17 protein-coding genes are annotated in these 19,492 nt (G+C 68.9%); 4 read left to right on the forward strand and 13 right to left on the reverse strand.

What is annotated here, in order from left to right:
- Positions 1-17: 17 nt before the first annotated feature.
- The 3 genes from ASE22_RS17015 to pepN all read right to left on the reverse strand — a co-directional run bounded on the left by ASE22_RS17015 (position 18) and on the right by pepN (position 4,854).
- Positions 18-1,097: a M48 family metallopeptidase gene (locus ASE22_RS17015; RefSeq protein ID WP_082545344.1), complete on the reverse strand. Its 1,080-nt coding sequence runs from the start codon at positions 1,095-1,097 to the stop codon at positions 18-20.
- A complete protein-coding gene (locus tag ASE22_RS17020) occupies positions 1,081-2,142 on the reverse strand; it encodes a YjgN family protein (protein ID WP_056362239.1) in 1,062 nt (353 codons plus the stop codon). The genes ASE22_RS17015 and ASE22_RS17020 overlap by 17 nt, the downstream gene beginning before the upstream one ends.
- Before the next feature lie 114 nt (positions 2,143-2,256).
- Entirely contained in the window at positions 2,257-4,854 is a 2,598-nt protein-coding gene (gene pepN / locus ASE22_RS17025; RefSeq protein ID WP_056362241.1) for an aminopeptidase N, read from the reverse strand.
- 72 nt (positions 4,855-4,926) lie between these two features.
- On the opposite strand from pepN, the gene ASE22_RS17030 reads away from it, so the two are divergent.
- Positions 4,927-5,712 carry an NAD(P)-dependent oxidoreductase gene (locus ASE22_RS17030; protein ID WP_056362244.1) on the forward strand — a complete coding sequence of 262 codons (786 nt, stop codon included), beginning with the start codon at positions 4,927-4,929 and terminating at the stop codon, positions 5,710-5,712.
- 113 nt (positions 5,713-5,825) lie between these two features.
- On the opposite strand, the gene ASE22_RS17035 is transcribed toward ASE22_RS17030, so the two are convergent.
- From ASE22_RS17035 to ASE22_RS17045, 3 genes are read right to left on the reverse strand one after another with little or no spacing between them, the layout of a single operon-like run.
- The gene (locus ASE22_RS17035) at positions 5,826-7,187 is read right to left on the reverse strand and encodes a hypothetical protein (protein WP_056362246.1); all 1,362 of its coding nucleotides are present in this window, start codon (positions 7,185-7,187) and stop codon (positions 5,826-5,828) included.
- A gap of 42 nt (positions 7,188-7,229) precedes the next feature.
- Positions 7,230-7,529: a hypothetical protein gene (locus ASE22_RS17040; RefSeq protein ID WP_056362248.1), complete on the reverse strand. Its 300-nt coding sequence runs from the start codon at positions 7,527-7,529 to the stop codon at positions 7,230-7,232.
- Positions 7,530-7,573: 44 nt separating this feature from the next.
- Complete coding sequence (locus ASE22_RS17045) at positions 7,574-10,930, reverse strand: polysaccharide deacetylase family protein (protein WP_056362250.1); 3,357 nt, start codon at positions 10,928-10,930, stop codon at positions 7,574-7,576.
- An 88-nt stretch (positions 10,931-11,018) separates the two neighbouring features.
- On the opposite strand from ASE22_RS17045, the gene ASE22_RS17050 reads away from it, so the two are divergent.
- The 3 genes from ASE22_RS17050 to ASE22_RS17060 all read left to right on the forward strand — a co-directional run bounded on the left by ASE22_RS17050 (position 11,019) and on the right by ASE22_RS17060 (position 12,365).
- On the forward strand, positions 11,019-11,270 hold the full coding sequence (locus ASE22_RS17050; protein WP_056362253.1) for a hypothetical protein: 252 nt from the start codon (positions 11,019-11,021) through the stop codon (positions 11,268-11,270).
- Positions 11,271-11,331: 61 nt separating this feature from the next.
- Entirely contained in the window at positions 11,332-11,745 is a 414-nt protein-coding gene (locus ASE22_RS17055) for a VOC family protein (protein ID WP_414894314.1), read from the forward strand.
- Positions 11,742-12,365 carry a Pr6Pr family membrane protein gene (locus ASE22_RS17060; protein ID WP_056362255.1) on the forward strand — a complete coding sequence of 208 codons (624 nt, stop codon included), beginning with the start codon at positions 11,742-11,744 and terminating at the stop codon, positions 12,363-12,365. Before ASE22_RS17055 ends, ASE22_RS17060 begins: the two co-directional genes overlap by 4 nt.
- 141 nt (positions 12,366-12,506) lie before the next feature.
- On the opposite strand, the gene infC is transcribed toward ASE22_RS17060, so the two are convergent.
- The 7 genes from infC to ASE22_RS17095 form a co-directional block, all read right to left on the reverse strand.
- Positions 12,507-13,046 carry a translation initiation factor IF-3 gene (infC, locus tag ASE22_RS17065; RefSeq protein WP_056362258.1) on the reverse strand — a complete coding sequence of 180 codons (540 nt, stop codon included), beginning with the start codon at positions 13,044-13,046 and terminating at the stop codon, positions 12,507-12,509.
- Positions 13,047-13,171: 125 nt separating this feature from the next.
- Entirely contained in the window at positions 13,172-13,561 is a 390-nt protein-coding gene (locus ASE22_RS17070) for a putative quinol monooxygenase (RefSeq protein ID WP_156397165.1), read from the reverse strand.
- A gap of 31 nt (positions 13,562-13,592) precedes the next feature.
- Positions 13,593-15,614, reverse strand: a complete 2,022-nt coding sequence (gene thrS, locus ASE22_RS17075) for a threonine--tRNA ligase (RefSeq protein WP_056362260.1) — start codon at positions 15,612-15,614, stop codon at positions 13,593-13,595.
- A 250-nt stretch (positions 15,615-15,864) separates the two neighbouring features.
- On the reverse strand, positions 15,865-16,452 hold the full coding sequence (locus tag ASE22_RS17080) for an ABC-type transport auxiliary lipoprotein family protein (protein ID WP_056362263.1): 588 nt from the start codon (positions 16,450-16,452) through the stop codon (positions 15,865-15,867).
- Between the two features lie 4 nt (positions 16,453-16,456).
- Positions 16,457-17,404, reverse strand: a complete 948-nt coding sequence (locus ASE22_RS17085) for an MlaD family protein (protein WP_056362584.1) — start codon at positions 17,402-17,404, stop codon at positions 16,457-16,459.
- A gap of 7 nt (positions 17,405-17,411) precedes the next feature.
- Positions 17,412-18,230 (reverse strand): ABC transporter ATP-binding protein, encoded by an 819-nt coding sequence (locus tag ASE22_RS17090; RefSeq protein WP_056362266.1) that lies wholly within the window; start codon positions 18,228-18,230, stop codon positions 17,412-17,414.
- Between the two features lie 46 nt (positions 18,231-18,276).
- Entirely contained in the window at positions 18,277-19,374 is a 1,098-nt protein-coding gene (locus ASE22_RS17095; protein WP_056362269.1) for an ABC transporter permease, read from the reverse strand.
- Between the last annotated feature and the right edge of the window lie 118 nt (positions 19,375-19,492).

The raw sequence follows: 19,492 nt of genomic DNA on the forward strand, positions 1-19,492 counted from the left end.
GCTTAGCCCGGCGGGCGTCAGAATCGAAGTCCGAACTCGCCCTTTGGCTTCGCCTGTCCGCACATCGTCCGCACCGCTGCCCAGCCCGCCGGGTCGAGCGCCGGGCTGGGATATAGCACCTGCTTCGTTGCGTCGTCGAAACGCTTCTTCCGCTCGGCCGAAGGCGGATGGCTGGCCATGTAGACGAAGAGCTTTGGCATCGCCGCCTCCTTCTTGCCGAGCCGCTGGAACAGCGCGGCGGTCGGCGCGGGGCTGATCCCCGCCTTCACCAGGCGCTCGATCGAATAATCGTCGGCCTCGCTCTCGGCCGCCCGGCTGTAGCGCGATTCGAGCAGGGCCTGGCCATATTCGGCGGTGCTGCCGCCCGATCCGACCAGCAGGCCGAGGCCGAAGCGGCGGAGCAGCGCGACCATCACATGGCGATGCTCGACATGGCCGATCTCGTGCGCCAGCACGCCCGCCAGCTCGTCGGGCGACTTGGCCTCGTCGATCAGCCCGCGGAAGATCAGGATGCGCCCGCCGGGCAGGGCGACGGCGTTGACGACGGGAATGTCGACCACCCCCACCCGCATCGGCCGGCCGGGCGTCGACAGCCGCCGCGCGAGCAGGTCGAGCGCCTTCTGGCCCGCCGGGGCGTGGCAGGCCCGCTCGCCGAAATCGCCGCCGATCGCATCGCCCAGCCGCTGCTCCCAGCTGAACGGGATCAGCCGCGCGAGCAGGTCGAGTCCCTGGATCGCCCCCAGGATTCCCAGCGCCGACAGCGCCAGCGCGATCGCCGCCGCGCCCCACAGCCCGATCCGGTCGATCGGCCCGCCATAGCGGCCGGCGGCGGGGAGCTGCCACAGGATCGGCGCCGGCGGTTCGCTATCGAAGCCGAGCCGCCAGCCGGGCATGTCCTTGCGAGCGAACTGCAGCCCGCGCGCATCGATCCGGCGCAGACGGTCGAGCGGGGCCGGAGGAAAGCCGTCGATGACGAGCCGGCCGCCCTCGATCGCGACCGTCACGTCGTGGCGGACCGCCGATTGGCCGTCGTGGAGCCAGGCCGGGGCCCGGTCTTCCGGCGGCTCATAGGGCGCCGGCTCAGAAGGCTCCGACATCGAACGCGTCCAGCAGGCCCTCGCCCTGGCGCGGCTCCTCGGTGGTCGACTGGGTCAGGCCCGCGAGGTCGACCTCGCCGCTGGCTTCCATATGGCGGATGAAGAAGGACCAGTTGCGGTAGCCGATGAAGACCAGCCCGATGCCGAGGGTGACGATGACGAGGCCGATATGGCCGAGGATCAGCTTGATCCAGTCCATCGTCCGCGCGGTGAAGGCGAATTCGAGCCGGTTGAGCGTGAGCGATCCGATCGCCTCGCGCAGGAACGCCGCATAATAGACGATCGCGACGACGCCCATCGCGAAATAGGCGGCGAAGGCGCCGATGACGATCGCGCCGAACGCCGCGGGGCTGGGCGGCGTGCCGGGCGCGAGCCTGCCGGCGAGCAGGCTGAAGCCGCCGATGCAGCCGGCGATCGGCAGCAGGTAGAACAGCAGGAAGCGACCAATGATCGGGCGCCAGGCGGCGCGGGCCGCGAAGCGCTGGTTGCCGAAGCTCAGCCGTCCCCAGCGGTCGTTCCACAGGCTCGTCATCGACCAGGGAATCATGAAGCCGAAGACGAAGGCGCCCACCGCCGTCTTCCACAGGGCGGTCAGCGCATAGCCCCAGCCCTTGTCGTCGCTGCCGCCCCGGATGCCGCGCCAGAAGGTGCGGCTCAGCCGGTACCGGATCGCCCGGTAGCGGGCGAGCCCGTAGAGATAGATCAGCGCCGTGTAGGACAGCAGCATCAGCAGCGCGGCGAGGCCGAACTGGCCGCGCATCGCCAGTCCCTGCACGACGAACTGGAGGACGAAGATCGGCACGAACAGCAGCAGCACGACCATCACGAAGCCGATGAACAGCTCGAGCCCGGTGCCCGTCCATTCGAGCGGATCGCCGATGAAGTCGGTCCGGCTCCACAGATAGCGGCGCTCGCGCGTCTTCGCCCAGAAGCGGTAGATGCCGAGCGTGACGATGATCAGCAACAGGTTGGTGAAGGCGATCGGCGCGAACTCGCGCCAGCCGCCGTTGAACCGGAACGCGCTGCCCGCCTGATCGTCCGCCATATGTTCCCCCCATGTGCCCGGTACGATCGGACTATGGCAGGCGACCTGCGTCAAGTATTTATTGGTCCGAACTGACCCAGAGCCTCCGCCGTCCCCATTGGTCTCCGCACGAGCCTATGCCAGGCTCTTCGACACCTGCTCGAACACGTCCTTCGACAGGCCCGGCGTATCGAGCATCCGCTGCAGCTGCGCCTTCATCAGCGCCGCGCGGGGTTCGTCGAAGCGGCGCCAGCGGCCGAGCGGGGGCACGAGCTTGGCGGCGGTCTGCGGGTTGAGGCCGTCGACCTTCAGCAGCATGTCGGCGAGGAAGCGGTAGCCGCGCCCGCCCGCCTCGTGGAAGATCAGCTGGTTGCCCGACATCGCGCCGACCAGCGAGCGCAGCCGGTTGGGGTTGCCGATCGTGAAGTCGGGGTGACGCGCCAGTTCCTCGACCCGGTCGAGCGTGTCGGGCCGGATCGAGAAGGCCTGGGTCGAGAACCATTTGTCGAGCACGAGGCCATTGTCGCGGAAGCGGTCGTAAAAGGCCGCGATCGCCACGTCGCGCTCGGCCGCCATGCTGTTCGCCAGCACGCCGAAGGCGCCCTGACGGTCGGTCATGTTGTCGGCCGCGCTGAACTGGCGCAGCGCGATCCCGGCGGCATCGTCGGCGCCGCTCGCCATGATGAAGCCCAGCGCGATCGTGCGCAGCCGCCGCGCGCCCTTCGCCTGCGGGGACAGTTCGAAGCGGTTGGCCTTGCTCCGCTCATAGGCGTCGCGCCACTCATCCTCGAGATCCCGGCCCAGATCGCGGCGCAGCGCCTCGCGGGCGCGGTGGATCGCGACCGGGTCGACCACCGTCATCTGGTCGCCGATGAAGGCTTCGGACGGCAGCAGCATCGTCTCGCCGATGAAGGCCGAATCGAGCCGGGGATCGGTCAGCGTGTTGCGCACCGCCTCGATCACCGGGCCATGGTCGGCCTGGCCGGTCGCGACTGCGCCGACCAGCGTGTCGACCATCAGCTGCTGCATCGCCTCGTAGCGGGCGAAGGGATCGTCGTCATGCGCGGACAGGAAGGCGAGGTCGGCGACCGAGCGGTCCGAATCGATGACGACGGGAGCCGAGAAGCCGCGGTTGATCGACAGCACCGGGCGTTCGGCGATGCCTTCGAACAGGATCTCGCACCGCTCGCTGTCGAGCACCACCAGCCGCTCGCTCTCGAGCGGCTTGGCCGACAGCTCGCCGAACAGCGATATCTTGAGCGGGATCGGCATCGGCTGCTTCTCGGGCTGGCCCGGGGTCGGCGGCACCGTCTGCTCGAGGGTGAGCAGCGCGCGGCCGCCCGCCGGCTCGTGGCTCAGCGCGGCGCGGACGCGCGGGGTGCCCGCCTGCGAATACCACAGGCGGAACTGCGCCAGGTCGGCGCCGCTCGCCTCCTCCATCGCCAGCACGAAATCCTCGCAGGTCGCGGCGGTGCCGTCGTGGCGGGCGAAGTAGAGATCGCAGCCGGCGCGGAATTTCTGCGGCCCCAACATGGTGTGGAGCATGCGGACGATCTCCGCGCCCTTGTTGTAGACGGTGGCGGTGTAGAAGTTCGACACCTCCATATAGCTTTCGGGACGGATCGGATGCGCCAGCGGCCCGGCGTCCTCGGGAAACTGCGCGGCGCGCAGCAGCCGGACGTCCTCGATCCGCTTGACCGCGGCCGATCCCTGGTCGGCGGTGAAGCTCTGGTCGCGGAAGACGGTGAAGCCCTCCTTCAGCGACAGCTGGAACCAGTCGCGGCAGGTGACCCGGTTGCCCGACCAGTTGTGGAAATACTCATGCGCGACCACGCCCGCGACGCCGTCATAGTCGATGTCGGTCGCGGTCTCCGGATCGGCCAGGATGTAGCGCGAGTTGAAGATGTTGAGGCTCTTGTTCTCCATCGCGCCGAAGTTGAAGTCGGCCACCGCGACGATGTTGAACTCGCCCAGGTCATATTCGAGGCCGTAGACCTTCTCGTCCCATGCCATCGACGCCTTGAGCGCCGCCATCGCATGCTCGGTCTTGGGCAGGTCCTTCTCCACCACCCAGATCGCCAGCTTCACCGGACGGCCGCTCTTGGTCGTGAAGCTGTCGACATTGGCGGCAAGGTTGGCGGCGACCAGCGCGAACAGGTAGCTCGGCTTCGGAAAGGGATCGGTCCATTCGGCGAAGTGGCGGCCGCCGTCGAGCTCGCCGCTCGCGGTCTTGTCGCCGTTCGACAACAGCACCGGGAAGCGCGCCTTGTCGGCTTCCATCCGCACCGTGTAGCGGCTCAGCACATCGGGCCGGTCGATGAAGAACATCATCCGGCGGAAGCCCTCGGGCTCGCACTGGGTGCACAGGTTGCCGCCCGACGCGTAGAGCCCCATCAGCTGCGAATTGGCCTCGGGCGAGATCTCGACCCGCGTCTCGATCCGGTGCGCGTCGCCCGGCAGGTCGATCAGCAGGTCCGGCCCGTCCATCCGCCAGGAATCGGCCTGCGTCTCGCCGTCGATCAGCACCTGCAGCGGGACCAGCCCGTCGCCGTGGAGGCGCAGCGGCCGGTTGTGGCTGCCGTTGCGGGTGACGTCGAGCCGGCCGGTCACCTGCGTCCTCGCCGGATCGAGCAGGAATTCGAGATGGACGTCGGGCATCAGCCAGTCGGGCCTGCGATAGTCCTCGCGGCGGATGACGGGCGGATTGGCGGCGGCGGATTGAGCGTCGAGCATGGCCTCGATCTAGTCCTCTCGCTGGTCAGAAACAATGCTGGCTGCGGCCGCGAAGCCGGTTAAACCGGCCGGATGGCACGTCTTCTGGTCTTCGGCCCCGGCTATACAGCATCGCACATCATGATCGCGGCGCAAGACCGGGAATTCGTGGTCGAAACGATCGGCCGTGCGGCGATTGCGGACGAGGCGGGCGTCGCCGCCGCGATCGGCCGGGCGACCCACATCCTGTCCTCGGTCCCGCCCGACGGCGACGGCGATCCCGTGCTGGCGCGCCATGGACGGGCGATCGCCGAGTCGGGCGCCCGCTGGATCGGCTATCTCTCCTCCTCGGGGGTCTATGGCGACACCGGCGGCGCCTGGGTCGACGAGGGATCGCCGATCGGCACCGGCCGCCGCACCGCGCGCGCCGCCGCCGACCTGGCCTGGCAGGCGCTGCACCCCGCGGTCCGCGTCTTCCGGCTGCCCGGAATCTACGGTCCCGGCCGCTCGCCGCTCGATCGGGTGCGCGGCGGACAGGCACATCGGATCGACCTGCCCGGGCAGGTGTTCAGCCGGGTGCATGTCGACGACATCGTCGGCGGGGTGCTCGCCAGCGTCGATCGCGGCCCGGCGGGAGTCTTCAACCTCGCCGACGACCGGCCGGCGAGCCAGAATGCGGTGATCGAGGCGGCATGCGAGCTGCTCGGCGTGGCGCCGCCGCCATTGCTGCCGCTGGAGGAGGCCGGGCTGTCGGCCGCCGCGCGCGCCTTCTACGGCGAGAATCGCCGGGTCGCGAACGGTCGGGCGAAGCGGCTGCTCGGCTGGACGCCGCGCCATCCCGACCATCGCGCGGGGCTGCGGGCGTTGCTGGGCCGCTAGAGCAGCTGATCTGATTGCATCAGATCGTCTGCCATAACGTGTTGTTTTGCCACGATTTCTGCGGCGGCAGATGTTTCCATCTGCCTCGAAACCGCTCCAGTCCCGGTCAGGACCTACAGCGCCGCCAGCTCGATCGCCGTCACCGCGACCAGCGGCGCGACCGCCAGCGCCCAGCGCCACCGGGGCAAGGCGGGCCGCTCGGCGAGCACGAAGCAGAGGCCGGCCATCGCCGCCAGCATCGTCCAGAGATTGTAGCGCAGGTCGGGAGCGACGCTGACCAGCGCATAGGCGCCGCCATAGGCCAGCGCCGAGACCGCCAGCGCGACGACGATCCGGCGCTGCCGCAGCCCCGATGCCACGATCAGCAATCCGACGGCGACCGCGAGCCAGCTCGCCGGGCGGCCGAGCGGCGAGACGGCCATAGCCCGCGCCGCGCCGACGACGATGCGGGTGCCGGTGTCGGGGGTGAACTCCAGCCCGTAGCCGTTGGCGGCGCTCATCATGTAGACCGCGTCGTCGGGCACCGCCGGCACCGCGAGCCGCCAGTTCCAGTTGAGATGGGCGAGGCGGTGGCGCGCCCAGGCGTCGGGCGCGGCGATGATCGCGTTGAGCCAGATGCCGACCGGGCTGTCGCCGCTGCGCCGGGCATGGGCCTCCAGCCCGTCCTCGGCGGCAGCGCAGACATCCTCGTCGCGAGCGCCGTAGAGGCGCGGGTCGTAGCAGTGGCGGGTCAGCGCCCGGATGCGCGCCGGGTCCATGCCGGGATAGCCGCTCGGCCCGCCCTCGGCGACGATCCCCGCCAGGTCGAAATTGACCAGCGACAGGATCGGCCGCGCATGATGCGGCCGCAGCATCGCCTTGTTGAGCGTCCAGCTCGCCGCCAGCAGCAACAGCAGCGCGCCTGTAGCGGTCGCTACAAAAGTCATGGGACGGCGCAGCCAGCCGGCCGGCGCCGCCAGCATCAGCAGCGGCAGAGCGGCGAACAGCCCGTTGATCCGGATCGCGCCCGCCAGCAGGATCAGCGGCAGCGCGATCCATCCGGCCAGGCGTGCCCCCTGCTCGCGCCAGGCGAGCAGCACCGCCGCCATCAGCAGCAGGCAGGCCATCAGCGGATCCTTGAGGACCGCGCCAACCTGTCCGAACGGGATCGGCGCCAGCGCGACCAGGACCGGCAGCGCCGCCGCGCCCCAGCCGTGGCGCCGCCGCAGCAGCTCCGCGAGCAACCCGGTGGCGCCCCAGTAGAGCGCGACGTCGAGCAACAGGAAGCCTGCCCCGCCCGGCGCGACACGGAGGAGCTGGCGCCAGATCCAGGCGGTGACCGGCGGATGCCAGTCGTCATAGATCCCGCTGACCGCCTGGCCGTACTGGACGACGCTGTCGGGGGTGATCACCCCCCAGCGAAACGCCCCGAGCTGGAGGAAGGCGAGCAGGACGCACAGCGCCGCGATGAACAGGCCGGGACGACGTTCGATCATGGCCGGGCGACTGCCGCCCCATCCCCCATCGCCATCGCCCGCTTATCCGCCCTTTTCGCCGAAGGCCGGCATCTTTTGGCCGACCGGCTCGTGGCCGGCGAACAAAGCGTCGAGCCGGCGGCGGAGCGAGCCTTCATATTCGCGGCGATCGATCGCCTGCGGGCAGGACAGCATCAGGTCGCCGCAGATCGCATCCTTGATCCGGTCGACCGCGGCATCGTCGAGCACGCCGGCGCGGTGAAGCTCGAGCATCAGCTGAACCATCCCGGCGGCGGTCGCCTGCGCCCTGATCCCGAGTAGGTCGAGCGTCTCGCGGAGCTTGCGCGTATCGGAAGTGTCCATGGCCTTGTCTCCTCTCCTGTTCGACGTCGATGCTACGCCCCGGTTCAGCCCGCCGCCACCCGTCCCGAACGTTCGAGCTTGCCCCAGCCGACCCGGGGTCCGCGCAGTGCCTGCGCCAGCGCCTTCAGCACGACATAATACATGATCTGGCGATAGCCGATCCGCTGCGGGATCAGCAGCCACAGCAGCCGCCATTTCTCGCGCCGTTCGAGCGCGAAGGCGATGAAGGCGGCGAGCAGGTCGATCGCGGTGAAGATCAGCCAATAGGCCAGCATCCGGTCGATGTCGGTGCTGCTCTGCGCCCAGCCATGCGCCTGCACCTCGAACCAGGTCGCGACGAGGCTGACGATCAGCGCCAGGTCGATCACCGGCGAGATCGCGGCGAGCAGGATCTGGAACAGCACTGCCTGCGGCAGGCCGATGCGGGCGAGGCCGCGCGGCTGGCCGCTCGCCATCACCCGGCGGTGCTTCCACAGGCACTGGAGGGTGCCGAAGGCCCAGCGGAAGCGCTGCTTGGCGAGCGCGCGGACGCTTTCGGGCGCCTCGGTCCAGGCGACGGCATATTGGTCGTAGTCGACCTTCCAGCCGGCGCGCTGGATCGCGATCGTCAGGTCCTGGTCCTCGGCGAGGGTGTCGGGCGGATAGCCGCCGACCGCGCGGATCGCGGCCAGCCGCCAGGCGCCGACCGCGCCGGGCACCACCGTCATCGCGTCGAGCCGGGCGAGCGCGCGCCGTTCCAGATTCTGCGCGGTGATATATTCGAGCGCCTGCCAGCGGGTGACGAGGTTGACCCGGTTGCCGACCTTGGCGTTGCCAGCGACCGCGCCGAGCGCCGGGTCGTCGAACCAGCGGGCGAGCCGCGCGATCGTCGCCGGCTCGAACTGGGTGTCGGCGTCGAGCGCGATGACGATGTCGCCCTGCACCAGATCGAGCCCGCGATTGAGCGCACGGGCCTTGCCGCCATTTTCCAGGGTCAGCAGCCGGACCCGCGGCTCGTCGGCAAAGGTTTCCGCGACGATCGCGCTGGTCCGGTCCTTCGATCCGTCGTCGATGACGATCACCTCGACCCTGACGTCGCGGCTGTCGAGCACGCGCCGGACCGAACGCTCGATCACCCGCTCCTCGTTATAGGCGGGGATCAGCACGGTGACGAAGCGGTCGGGGTCGATCGGGGGGAAGACGGTGCGCGCCTCGCGCCGCGCCTGGACGAGGGCGAGGCCCGACAGCAGGATCGCGCGGGCGATGCCCAGGCTGATCGCGACGATGAACAGCCATTTGATCGCGATGGTGATCCAGCCGAGGGTGCTGAACAGCGCCAGGTCGGTCTCGGCTGCGAGCCGGTCGCCCTTCGAGATCGGCGGGTTGACCGTGGCCGGCGCCAAGCCCGCCAGCGCCGATACCGGCACCAGCCGATAGCCCCGCGCGCGCAACTCGCGGATGATCACCGGCAGCGCGGCGACGGTCTGCGCCCGGTCCCCGCCCGAATCGTGAAGCAGGACGATGTTGCCCGAAAATTCCTCGCTGCCGTTCTCGACCCCGTCGATCGTCCGCTGGACGATCTCGTCGACGCCGGGCCGCTTCCAGTCGTCGGGGTCGACATGGAGGCCGACCGACAGATAGCCACGCCGCTGCGCCTCCTCGACCGGCACGATCTCGTCGGCGGTGGTCGGCTCGGCGTCGCCGAAATAGGGCGCACGGAACAGCCGCAGCGAACGGCCGGTATAGGCCTGGAACAGCCGCTGGTTGGCATTGAGCTCAAGCGCGGTCTGCGCGGCGGTCGCCTGGGCGAGATTGGGGTGGGTATAGGTATGGCTACCCACCTCATGCCCCTCGGCGACCAGCCGTTCGAGCAGCGACCGCTGGGTCAGCGCGTTCTCGCCGACGATGAAGAAGGTCGCGGAGACCTTCTCCGCCTTGAGGATGTCGAGGATCCTGGGCGTCCAGACCGGATCGGGGCCGTCGTCGAAGGTGAGCGCGACGAGCTTCGGACGATAGCCGGTGCGCTGGATCTGATAGGGGGTCGGCAGCCGGTCGAAGCGGACGGCGGTGATCGTGCCGCTGCGGTCGGTGGCGACGGTGCGGTGGCCCGGTACCGGCACTGCACCGATTCGCAATATCTCGCCCGACCCCTCGATATCGACGGTGTTGCCGGCCGGAATCTGCTCGATCGCCTGCGCGGAGGGCGGGCGGCGCCCCCCGCCCGACCGGCGCCCGAACATCGTCCAGATCGACGGATCCTCGGTCCCCAGCCGCCACAGCCCGACCTGGTTGAGACCGAGCGAGCGCAGCGCCGCGATCTGGCCGTGCATCGCCGCGGCGTCGAGCAACCAGATGTCGTGGCGCACCCCGCCTTCGAGATAGGAGAAGCTGCTGTTGCCGCTGGCCGGATCGAAGCGCGGCACGACTCCGCTCTCTTTGGCGGCCAGCCAGACATCCTCGACCGAATGGGCGATGGTGTCGCCGCCCGTCTCCCAGTCATAGGCATAGGAACCGAGCGCCACCACGACCCGGTCGGACGGCAGCCCCCGTATCGCCCGCGCGACCGAATCGGCGAACCAGGGGCGCGAGGCGATCGGCCCCGGATCGCCGGGCTCCGAATGCTCGTCATAGGCCATCAGGAACAGCTTGTCGGCGACCCGCGCATAGGCCTTCAGGTCCCAGGCGTCGTCGGCGACCGGCACGGCGATCGCGATCTGCATGCCGGGCAGGCGCCGGCGCGCCTCGGCCAGGAAGGCGCGATAGGCGGGGTGGGCGTCGGCGGGCAGTTCCTCGAAATCGAAGAAGACCCCGCTTGCCTGGTTCTCGGCCAACAGCGTGGCGACCCGGTCGAGCGTCGCGCCGCGCGCCTTCGGGTCCCGGAGCAACGCGGCGATGCCGGGGCCGTCCCAGCTACCCTCCAGCGCGTTCTGGATCATCGGCATCAGCCTGGGCCGATGGCGGGCATGGCTGATGATCGCCTTCCCGCGCGCATCGGCGAAGCTGGTGACCTTATGGTCGGGCCCGGTGATCGAGATCCAGCCGGGGATCAGCCAGTCGATGTCGTCGACATGGCGCGCCAGCGAGGCGGCCGAGGCGTCATCCCACGGCGCGTGGAAGGCATAGGCGGTCGGTGCCGCGCCGCGCGCCGGACGGCCGTTCGCCAGCAGGTGGCGGAAGTCGCGCCACATGTGGCGGACCTTGCGGGCGCTGGTGCCGACCAGCGAATGGTCGGCGGCGCGGAGCGGGCCGATGGCGGGCCGTTCGACCTCGAAGGGCAGGGGCGGCTGCGGCGTGACCCTGACGATCGACCCGAAGAAGGCGGCGGCCGACAGCAGCAGCAGCAGCGCGAAGGCCGCGATCGCCAGGGCGAAGCGGCGGCGCCGCCGTCCCGAGGCATCGTAGAAGATCGGCCGGCCTTCCATGGCACCCCGTCCAGCTTGCTCCGGAACGTACCCGCAACATGGCGGTTGAACCCCAAGGGCGGGGCTTTGACAAGGGAATGCTTTCTGGATGCTGACTGCCGCGCTTCAATGGTATGGCGCCGTCGCAGGCGCGATCGCCGCACTGATCGTCTCGCTCGACCTCGGCCGCCGCTGGACCGGCTTCGGCTTCGTGATCTTCGTGACCTCATCGATCACGCTGATCGGCTGGGGTTTCCTGAAACCCGATGCCGAAGGGATCGGTACGCAGAACATCGTCCTGCTCGTGATCAACCTGATCGGCGTCTATCGCTACCTGATCCGCAAGTCGGCACCCGCATGACCGGGTAGCATCGCGTCTCGAGCCCGCGATTCCGGGCTCGCCATCGCGTCGCCGAACGTTCATGATCGCCGTGCAAGGAGGACGGATCATGGGCGTGCTCGGCTTCGGCGGCTTCTTCTTTCGCGCGGCGGACCCCGAGGGGCTGGCCGCCTGGTACCGGGACCATCTCGGCGTCGGCGCGGGCTGCGCCGCCGAAGGGACGGGCGAGGCGTCGCCCTGGTTCTGGACGACCGGCGGCGGACCGGTGGTGTTCCAGCCGTTCAAGGCGGCGACCGACTATTTTCCCGCCGACAAGCAATTCATGCTCAACCTGCGCGTGGCGGGTCTCGATGCGCTGACCGCGAAGCTGCGCGACGCCGGCATCGCCGTCGAGACGCGTGCCGAATGGGATTCGCCCGAAACCGGCCGCTTCGCCCGCATCCATGATCCCGAAGGCCATGCGATCGAGCTGTGGGAGCCGCCCGCCGACGCATGACGGGCGGAAGCATCCGGCGCGCCGCCCATGGCGCCGTGGCGCTGTTCGCCGCGACCGGGGTCGTGCTCCATTATGTCGTGGTGCTCGGCCACGCCGGCGAGGTGGCGGTGCGCAGCATCCGCTTCCTCAGCTATTTCACCATCCTGACCAACATACTGGTCGCGGCGAGCGCCTTCGCCATCGCACTGGGCGGCGAAAGGCTCGCGGCGCCGGCCGGGCGGCCGGCGTGGCGGACGATGGTGACGCTCGACATCCTCGTCGTCGCGCTGATCTACCATCTGCTGCTACGCGACGTGGTGCTGCCCGGCGCGATCGGCTGGTGGGCCAACACCCTCGTGCACCAGATCGTCCCGGCGGCGTGGACCGCTTGCTGGCTGGCCTTCGCGCCACATGGGGCGATCGACCGCACGGCACCGCTGCGCTGGCTGCTCTACCCGCTCGGCTATGCGCTGTGGACGCTCGTCCATGGCGCGGTTGGCGGCTGGTATCCCTATCCGTTCATGGACGTCGGCAAGCTGGGCTATCCCGCGGTGCTCGCGAATGTCGCGGGGATCGGGCTGCTGTTCCTGGCGCTGGGCCATGCGCTGCGCTGGGCCGACGGACGGCTGGCGCGGCGGTGAAAACCGTCATCCCGGCGGAGGCCGGGATCTCGGGAGGTTCTTGCGGCCCGCTCTTCTCCCCTCTCATGAGATTCCGGCCTCCGCCGGGATGACGCATGCGAGCAAGGGGAAATGGCGACGGACAATCGACGAACGGCCGAATTACTTCGGCGCGATCACCATCAGCATCTGGCGGCCTTCCATGCGCGGGAACTGCTCGACCTTGGCGGTCTCGACCATGTCGGCCTGGACGCGCTGAAGGACCTGCATGCCCAGCTGGCCATGCGCGAGCTCACGACCGCGGAAGCGCAGGGTGACCTTCACCTTGTCGCCCTCGTCGATGAACTCGTGGATCTTCTTCATCTTGGTTTCATAGTCGTGGTCGTCGATGTTCGGACGCATCTTGATCTCCTTGATCTCCTGCGTCTTCTGCGACTTCCGGGCAAGATTGGCCTTTTTCTGGGCCTCGTACTTGAACTTGCCGACATCGAGGAACTTGCACACCGGCGGATCGGCGTTGGGCGACACCTCGACCAGGTCGAGCCCGACCGACTGGGCCTGCTCCATCGCCTCGCGCGTATACATCACGCCCAGATTCTCGCCCTCTTCATCGATCACCCGCACCTTGGGCGACTGGATGAACTCGTTATAGCGCGGGCCATTGAGCGGCATGGGCGGCTGCCCCAGGGGGCGGCGCATCATCGGGGGACGTATAGCAATATCTCCTATGGTGGTCTGAGGGGCGCGATATAAGCCTTAACGCGGCAATTTGGAAGATGGCGGCAAACGGGCAACGAAGCTTTGTCGCGGCCTGTGTCCGGCATGCGTCAGCGGATGCCGACGCCCCCCATCGGAACCGTCTCGTTATACGCGTCGAAGCCCGCGATCAGCGGCTTTCCCTTCGCGATCGCGGCGCGGACGGCGGGCAGCGCGAGCGAGCCGGCATGGCTGTCCTTGCTGTCCCACACCTCGGTCACCCAGATGGCGTTCTCGTCCTTCGCGTCCCTGGCGACGACATAGCTGAGGCAGCCCGGCATCGAGTCGGTGCCCTCCAGCAGAATCGCGATCAGGGCGTCGCGCTGGCCCGGCTGGGCGATCATCCGTCCGATCAGTCCGTACATATTCTCGTCCTCCCGTGCGGCGAGGGCCGGCGCCGCGGCGAGGGTGGCGAAGGCAAGGCCGCTGATCAAGCAGTCACGACGGCTCGATTCGACCATGCCTCTTCCTCCCCGCTCCCGCGTGGACGGCTCAAGCGCGCCGCAGGTCGGGCGGGGTCGCCTCCGCCAGCAGCGCGGCGATCGCCTCGTCGATCGGCAGCACGGTCTGCGCCTGTTCGCCCAGCCGGCGGATCGCGACGGTGCCCTCCTCGGCCTCGCGCTTGCCGACGACCAGCAGCGCCGGGACCTTGGCGAGCGAATGTTCGCGCACCTTGTAGTTGATCTTCTCGTTGCGGAGGTCGCTCTCGACGCGCAGGCCCGCCGCCGCCAGCTTCGCCTCGACCTCGCGGGCATAGCCGTCGGCGTCGGAGACGATCGTCGCCACCACCGCCTGCACCGGCGCGAGCCAGAGCGGGAAGCGACCGGCATGATGCTCGATCAATATGCCGATGAAGCGCTCGAAGGTGCCGAGGATCGCGCGGTGGAGCATCACCGGCCGATGGCGCTCGCCGTCCTCGCCGACATAGGAAGCGTCGAGCCGGTCGGGCAGCACCGTGTCGGCCTGGATCGTGCCGACCTGCCAGGTGCGGCCGATCGCGTCGGTCAGGTGGAATTCGAGCTTCGGCGCGTAGAACGCCCCCTCGCCCGGCAGTTCCTCCCAGCCGAACGCCTCGGTCGCGCGGCCCGATGCCGCGACCGCGTCGCGCAGGGTCTGCTCGGCCTTGTCCCACATCTCCTCGGAACCGAAACGGTTCTCGGGGCGCAGCGCCAGCTTGATCGCGTAGTTCTCGAAACCGAGATCGCGATAGACCGCGTCGAGCAGGTCGCAGAAATCCCTGATCTCGCCGATCAGCTGGTCCTCGCGAACGAAGATATGGGCGTCGTCCTGGGTGAACTGGCGCACCCGCATGATGCCGTGCAGCGCGCCGTGCGGCTCGTTGCGGTGGCAGCAGCCGAACTCGGCCATGCGGATCGGCAGGTCGCGGTAGCTCTTGATCCCCTGCTTGAAGATCAGGATGTGCGCCGGGCAGTTCATCGGCTTGAGCGCCATAAGGTCGCCCTCGCCGGTCAGGACCGGTCCCTCCTCCTCGGTATTGGGAATCTCGTCGGGGACGACGAACATGTTCTCGCGATATTTGCCCCAGTGGCCCGACTGCTCCCACTGGCGCGCGTCCATCAGCTGCGGGGTCTTCACCTCGACATAGCCGGCGGCGTCGAGCCGGCGGCGCATATAGGCCTCGAGCACCCGCCACAACCGGAAGCCCTTGGGATGCCAGAAGACCGAGCCCTGCGCCTCCGACTGGAGATGGAACAGGTCCATATCCTGGCCGATCCGGCGATGGTCGCGCTTGGCGGCTTCCTCGAGCCGGGTCAGGTGGGCGTCGAGCTGCTTCTTGTTGAGCCAGCCGGTGCCGTAGATGCGGCTGAGCATCGCGTTCTTCTGGTCGCCGCGCCAATAGGCGCCCGACACGCGGGTCAGCTTGAACGCCGCCGGGTCGAGCTTGCCGGTCGAGGGCAGATGGGGCCCGCGGCACATGTCGAGCCAGGAGTCGTCAGCACCGGGCAGGCCCGACCAATAGACCGTCAGCGGCTCGTCGCCGGGCAGTTCGGCGGCCCATTCGGCCTTGAAGCTCTCACCCTGCTGCCTCCAGCGCGAGACGAGCTGCTCGCGGCTCCATTCCTCGCGGCGCAGCGGCTTGTCGGCGGCGATGATGCGACGCATCTCCGCCTCGATCGCGGGAAGCTCCTCGTCGGTGAACGGCCCGCGGCCCGGCGGGGCCGCGAAGTCGTAATAGAAGCCGTCGTCGGTCGACGGGCCGAAGGTGATCTGCGTACCCGGGAACAGGCTCTGCACCGCCTCGGCCAGTACGTGCGCATAGTCGTGCCGGGCGAGTTCGAGCGCGTCGGCCTCGTCGCGCGCCGTCACCAGCGCGAGGGTCGAATCCTTCTCCAGCGGCCGGCCGAGGTCGCGCAGTTCGCCGTCGACGCGCGCGGCGATTGCCGCCTTGGCGAGGCCGGGACCGATCGCGGCGGCGATCTCGCCGGGAGTAGTGCCCGTCTTCACTTCGCGCACCGAGCCGTCGGGAAGCGTGATGGTGAGAAGATCGGACATGGGAGAAACACTATCCTCGGGTTTGCGGAGCGCGGCTTATGCCCGCGAAGGGGCCTGCGGGGCAAGCCGCCTGAGGCGAGATCGTGATGGCGGTGAAAGCAGGGACTTTCGGTGGCGTTTGCGCAAGCGCCGTCAGATCCCTTCAGCGTCACCCCGGCGAAGGCTGGGGTCCATGTCTCTCATCAGCCCGATGGCATCCAAGGAGACGACGGACATGGATGCCAGCCTCGCTGGCATGACGGGCGAGCGGTCAGTTCGTCCCGATCCAGTCCGCCACGTCGCCGGCGATGCCGTTCGCCGCCTCGTTGAGCGCCGCCGCGACCGAGGGGGCGTCCTCCCCGGCGACCGGGACGGTCGCCTCGAAGCGATGCGTACGGATCTCGTCGGAGCCGCTCTTCGCGATCGTCGCGTCGAAGATCACCAGCACCTTGCCCTGGCCGCCGAGCAGCTGGAACGCCGCGAGGGTGCCGCCCAGGCGGGTGTCGGGGGTGATCGCGCCATTGCGCTGGTCGGGCACGAAGCGGCCGGTCTTCGCCTCGATCGTCTCGGCGAGGACCGAGCGGAACAGCATGGCGGGGGTGTCGACCCAGCCGGCCTTGGGCAGATAGGCGAAGGCCGCCCCGGTCTGCACCGCGATCCGCTGGTTGCGCAGCGCCGAGGGCAGCGCGGGCGGCGCGACGCTGATCGCCTGGGTGTCGCGGGTGACCTTGCCCGCGCCGGCGGCGATCCTGGCGGTCGGGGTCAGGCTCATCAGCCGTTCGGGCGGATCCCCGCCGAGGCTGATGCAGCCCGTCAGCAGGCCGGCGGCGGTGAGCGCGATGAGCGAGCGGCGCAACATGCTGTCAGTTCCTTGGCTTGTAGTCGGGCAGCTTCGACCCGCCGAGCACGGCGCCCGCGCCGCCCCGGTCGAGCTTGGTCGAGATGGCGCCGAGCGCCTCCGACATCTCGGCGAGGTTGCGCGCGAGCTGGTTGATCTGCGGGACGGTCTGGGTCGAGAAGGCCTTGATGCCGGGCCGGGCATCGGTGATCGCGGCGTCGAGCGATTCGAGCGTGTGCTGCGCGGAGGTGGTGGCCTTGTTGAGGTTGGCCATCGCCGGCTTCACGTCGCTGGCCATCACGCCATTGGTGGTCTCGGCGAGGGCGCCGACACGCTCGGCGGCGAGGCCCGCCTGTTCCATCGTCGCCTTGAGCTGGACGATCGCCGCCGCGATCTCGGGACCGCGGTTGGCGAGGTCGCCCGACAGCCGCTCGACATTGGCGAGGATGCCGCTGATCGACTTCTGGTTCTTGTCGTCGAGCAGCTCGGTCAGCCGCGCGGTCAGGGTCGAGATGCGGTTGAGCAGCTCGGGCGCCGAGTTGAGCAGTTCGCCGAGCGCGCCCGGCTTGGTCGGGATCACCGGCACGCCATAGGGCCCCGGCTCGACGATCGGCGGTGCGCCGGTGACCGCGCCGTCGAGGTTGATCTGGCTGACCCCGGTGAAGCCGACGCCGGCGATCGTCGCGGTGGTGCCCTGCAGGATCGGCGAATCCTGGTCGATGGCGATGCGGACGCGGACGAATTCGGGGCTGTCGGGCAGCAGCTTGATCTCCTCGACCTTGCCGACCGGCACGCCCGAAAAGTTGACCGACGATCCTTTGGCGAGGCCGTCGACCGACGTCTTGAAGAAGATGTCGTAGCGCTGGTTGCTGGCGGTGTTGAACCCCGCCAGCCAGACGATGAAGACGAGCAGCGCGACGAGCATGGCCAGCACGACGCCGCCCACCAGTACATGGTTCGACCGGGTTTCCATCAGTTGCTCACTTCCCGGCTTCCCCTGCTGTAGCGCGCCCGGCGGCATCCGCCGCCGCCCGCCCGCGCGGACCGTTGAAATATTCCTGAATCCACGGATGGTCCAACGCCAATAGTTCCGGGATCGTTCCAACCGCGATCACGCGCCTGTCCGCAAGCACCGCCACCCGGTCGCAGATCGCGTACAGCGTGTCGAGATCATGGGTGATCAGGAAGACGGTCAGGCCGAGCGTCCGCTGCAGCGAGCGGATCAGCTCGTCGAAGGCGGCGGCGCCGATCGGGTCCAGTCCGGCGGTCGGCTCGTCGAGGAACAGCAGCTGCGGATCGAGCGCCAGCGCGCGGGCGAGTCCGGCGCGCTTGCGCATGCCGCCCGACAGCTCGGACGGATATTTTGGCCCGGCCTCGGGTGCCAGGCCCGACATGGCCACCTTGTAGGCGGCGATCTCGTCGAGCAGCTGGGCGTCGACCTCGGGATAATATTCGCGAATCGGCACCTGGACATTCTCGGCCACGGTCAGGGTCGAGAACAGCGCGCCGCCCTGGAACAGCACGCCCCAGCGGCTGCGGACCTGCTTCGCCTCATATTCCTCGCGGCCGATCATCGATTCGCCGAACACTTCGACCTCGCCGGCCTGGGGCGGCTGCAGGCCGATGATCGACCGCATCAGCACCGACTTGCCGGTGCCCGAGCCGCCGACGACGCCGATGATCTCCCCGCGCCGCACATCGAGGTCGAGCCCGTCATGGACGACCTGGTCGCCGAACGCGTTGCGCAGCCCGGCGACGTGGATGATTGTATCATGATCGGCGGTGTTGAGCCGTGCCATCAGCGGCCCATCCCTGACGCGGGCGGACGGAGGAGAAACATACCCATCAGATCCACCCGATCGAGCTGAAGAACACCGCGAACACCGCGTCGAGGACGATGACGAGGAAGATCGCCTGGACGACCGAGGCGGTGGTCCTGAGGCCGACCTGCTCGGCATTGCCCTCGACCTGCATGCCCTGATAGCAGCCGCACAGCGCGATCAGCATGCCGAACACCGGTGCCTTGATCAGTCCGACCCACAGGTCGGTCATCGGCACCACCTCGCGGATGCGCTGGACATAGGTGATCGGCGGGATATCGAGATCGATCCAGCAGAAGATGCCGCCGCCGATGATCGCGATCACCGCGGCATAGAAACCGAGCAGCGGCATCAGCACCACGGTCGACAGGATGCGCGGCAGGATCAGCGCCTCCATCGGCGACACCCCGATCGTCCGCATCGCGTCGACCTCCTCGGCCAGCTTCATCGAGCCGAGCTGCGCGGCGAAAGCGCTGCCCGAGCGGCCGGCGACCATGATCGCGGTCATCAGCACGCCCAGTTCGCGCAGGGTGATCCGCCCGATCAGGTTGACCGCGAACACCTCGGCCCCGAACTGGCGCAGCTGGACCGCGCCCTGCTGGGCGATGACGATGCCGATCAGGAAGCTCATCAGCCCGATGATCGCCAGCGCCTTGACCCCGACCACCTCGAACTGGCGCGCCATCGCGTTGTAGCGGAACCGGCGCGGGTGGGTGACCAGCCCCCACAGCCCGACCAGGACCGCGCCGAAGAAGCCGACCAACCCGATCAGCGAATGGCCGGCAACCGAGGTCGCGTCCCCGATCTCGCGCATCACGCGGACGAAGGGGGGGCTCGAATCGGGGCGGATCTTGAGCGGCTTGTCGGCCTCGGCGATCTGCCGGAGCAGCTGGCAGACATCCTCGTCGGCGCCGACCACCTCGACCTGGTGCTCGCGGGCGATGCGGTGGACCAGCCAGGCACCGACCGTGTCGATTCGGTCGACCTCGCCCAGGTCGATCGTCCGGGGCACTTCGCCCAGCGTTTCCAGCCGCCGCGACAGGTCTCCGATCCGCGCGAGCGTGAGTTCGCCGCTGAAATACAGCACATGCTGGTCGTAGCGAAAGTCTGCCGGCGCGGTCATCGTGCCCACAGGTGATCGAAAAGCGCGGGATCGGCAAGCATCCGAAATGAATGAGTGCGCGACGCGATAGTTCCTTGGCCGATTGTTCCCGCCCCCGATACCTGCCTATAGAGCGCCC

The organism is Sphingomonas sp. Root720 (assembly GCF_001428605.1).
GTDB lineage: Bacteria > Pseudomonadota > Alphaproteobacteria > Sphingomonadales > Sphingomonadaceae > Rhizorhabdus.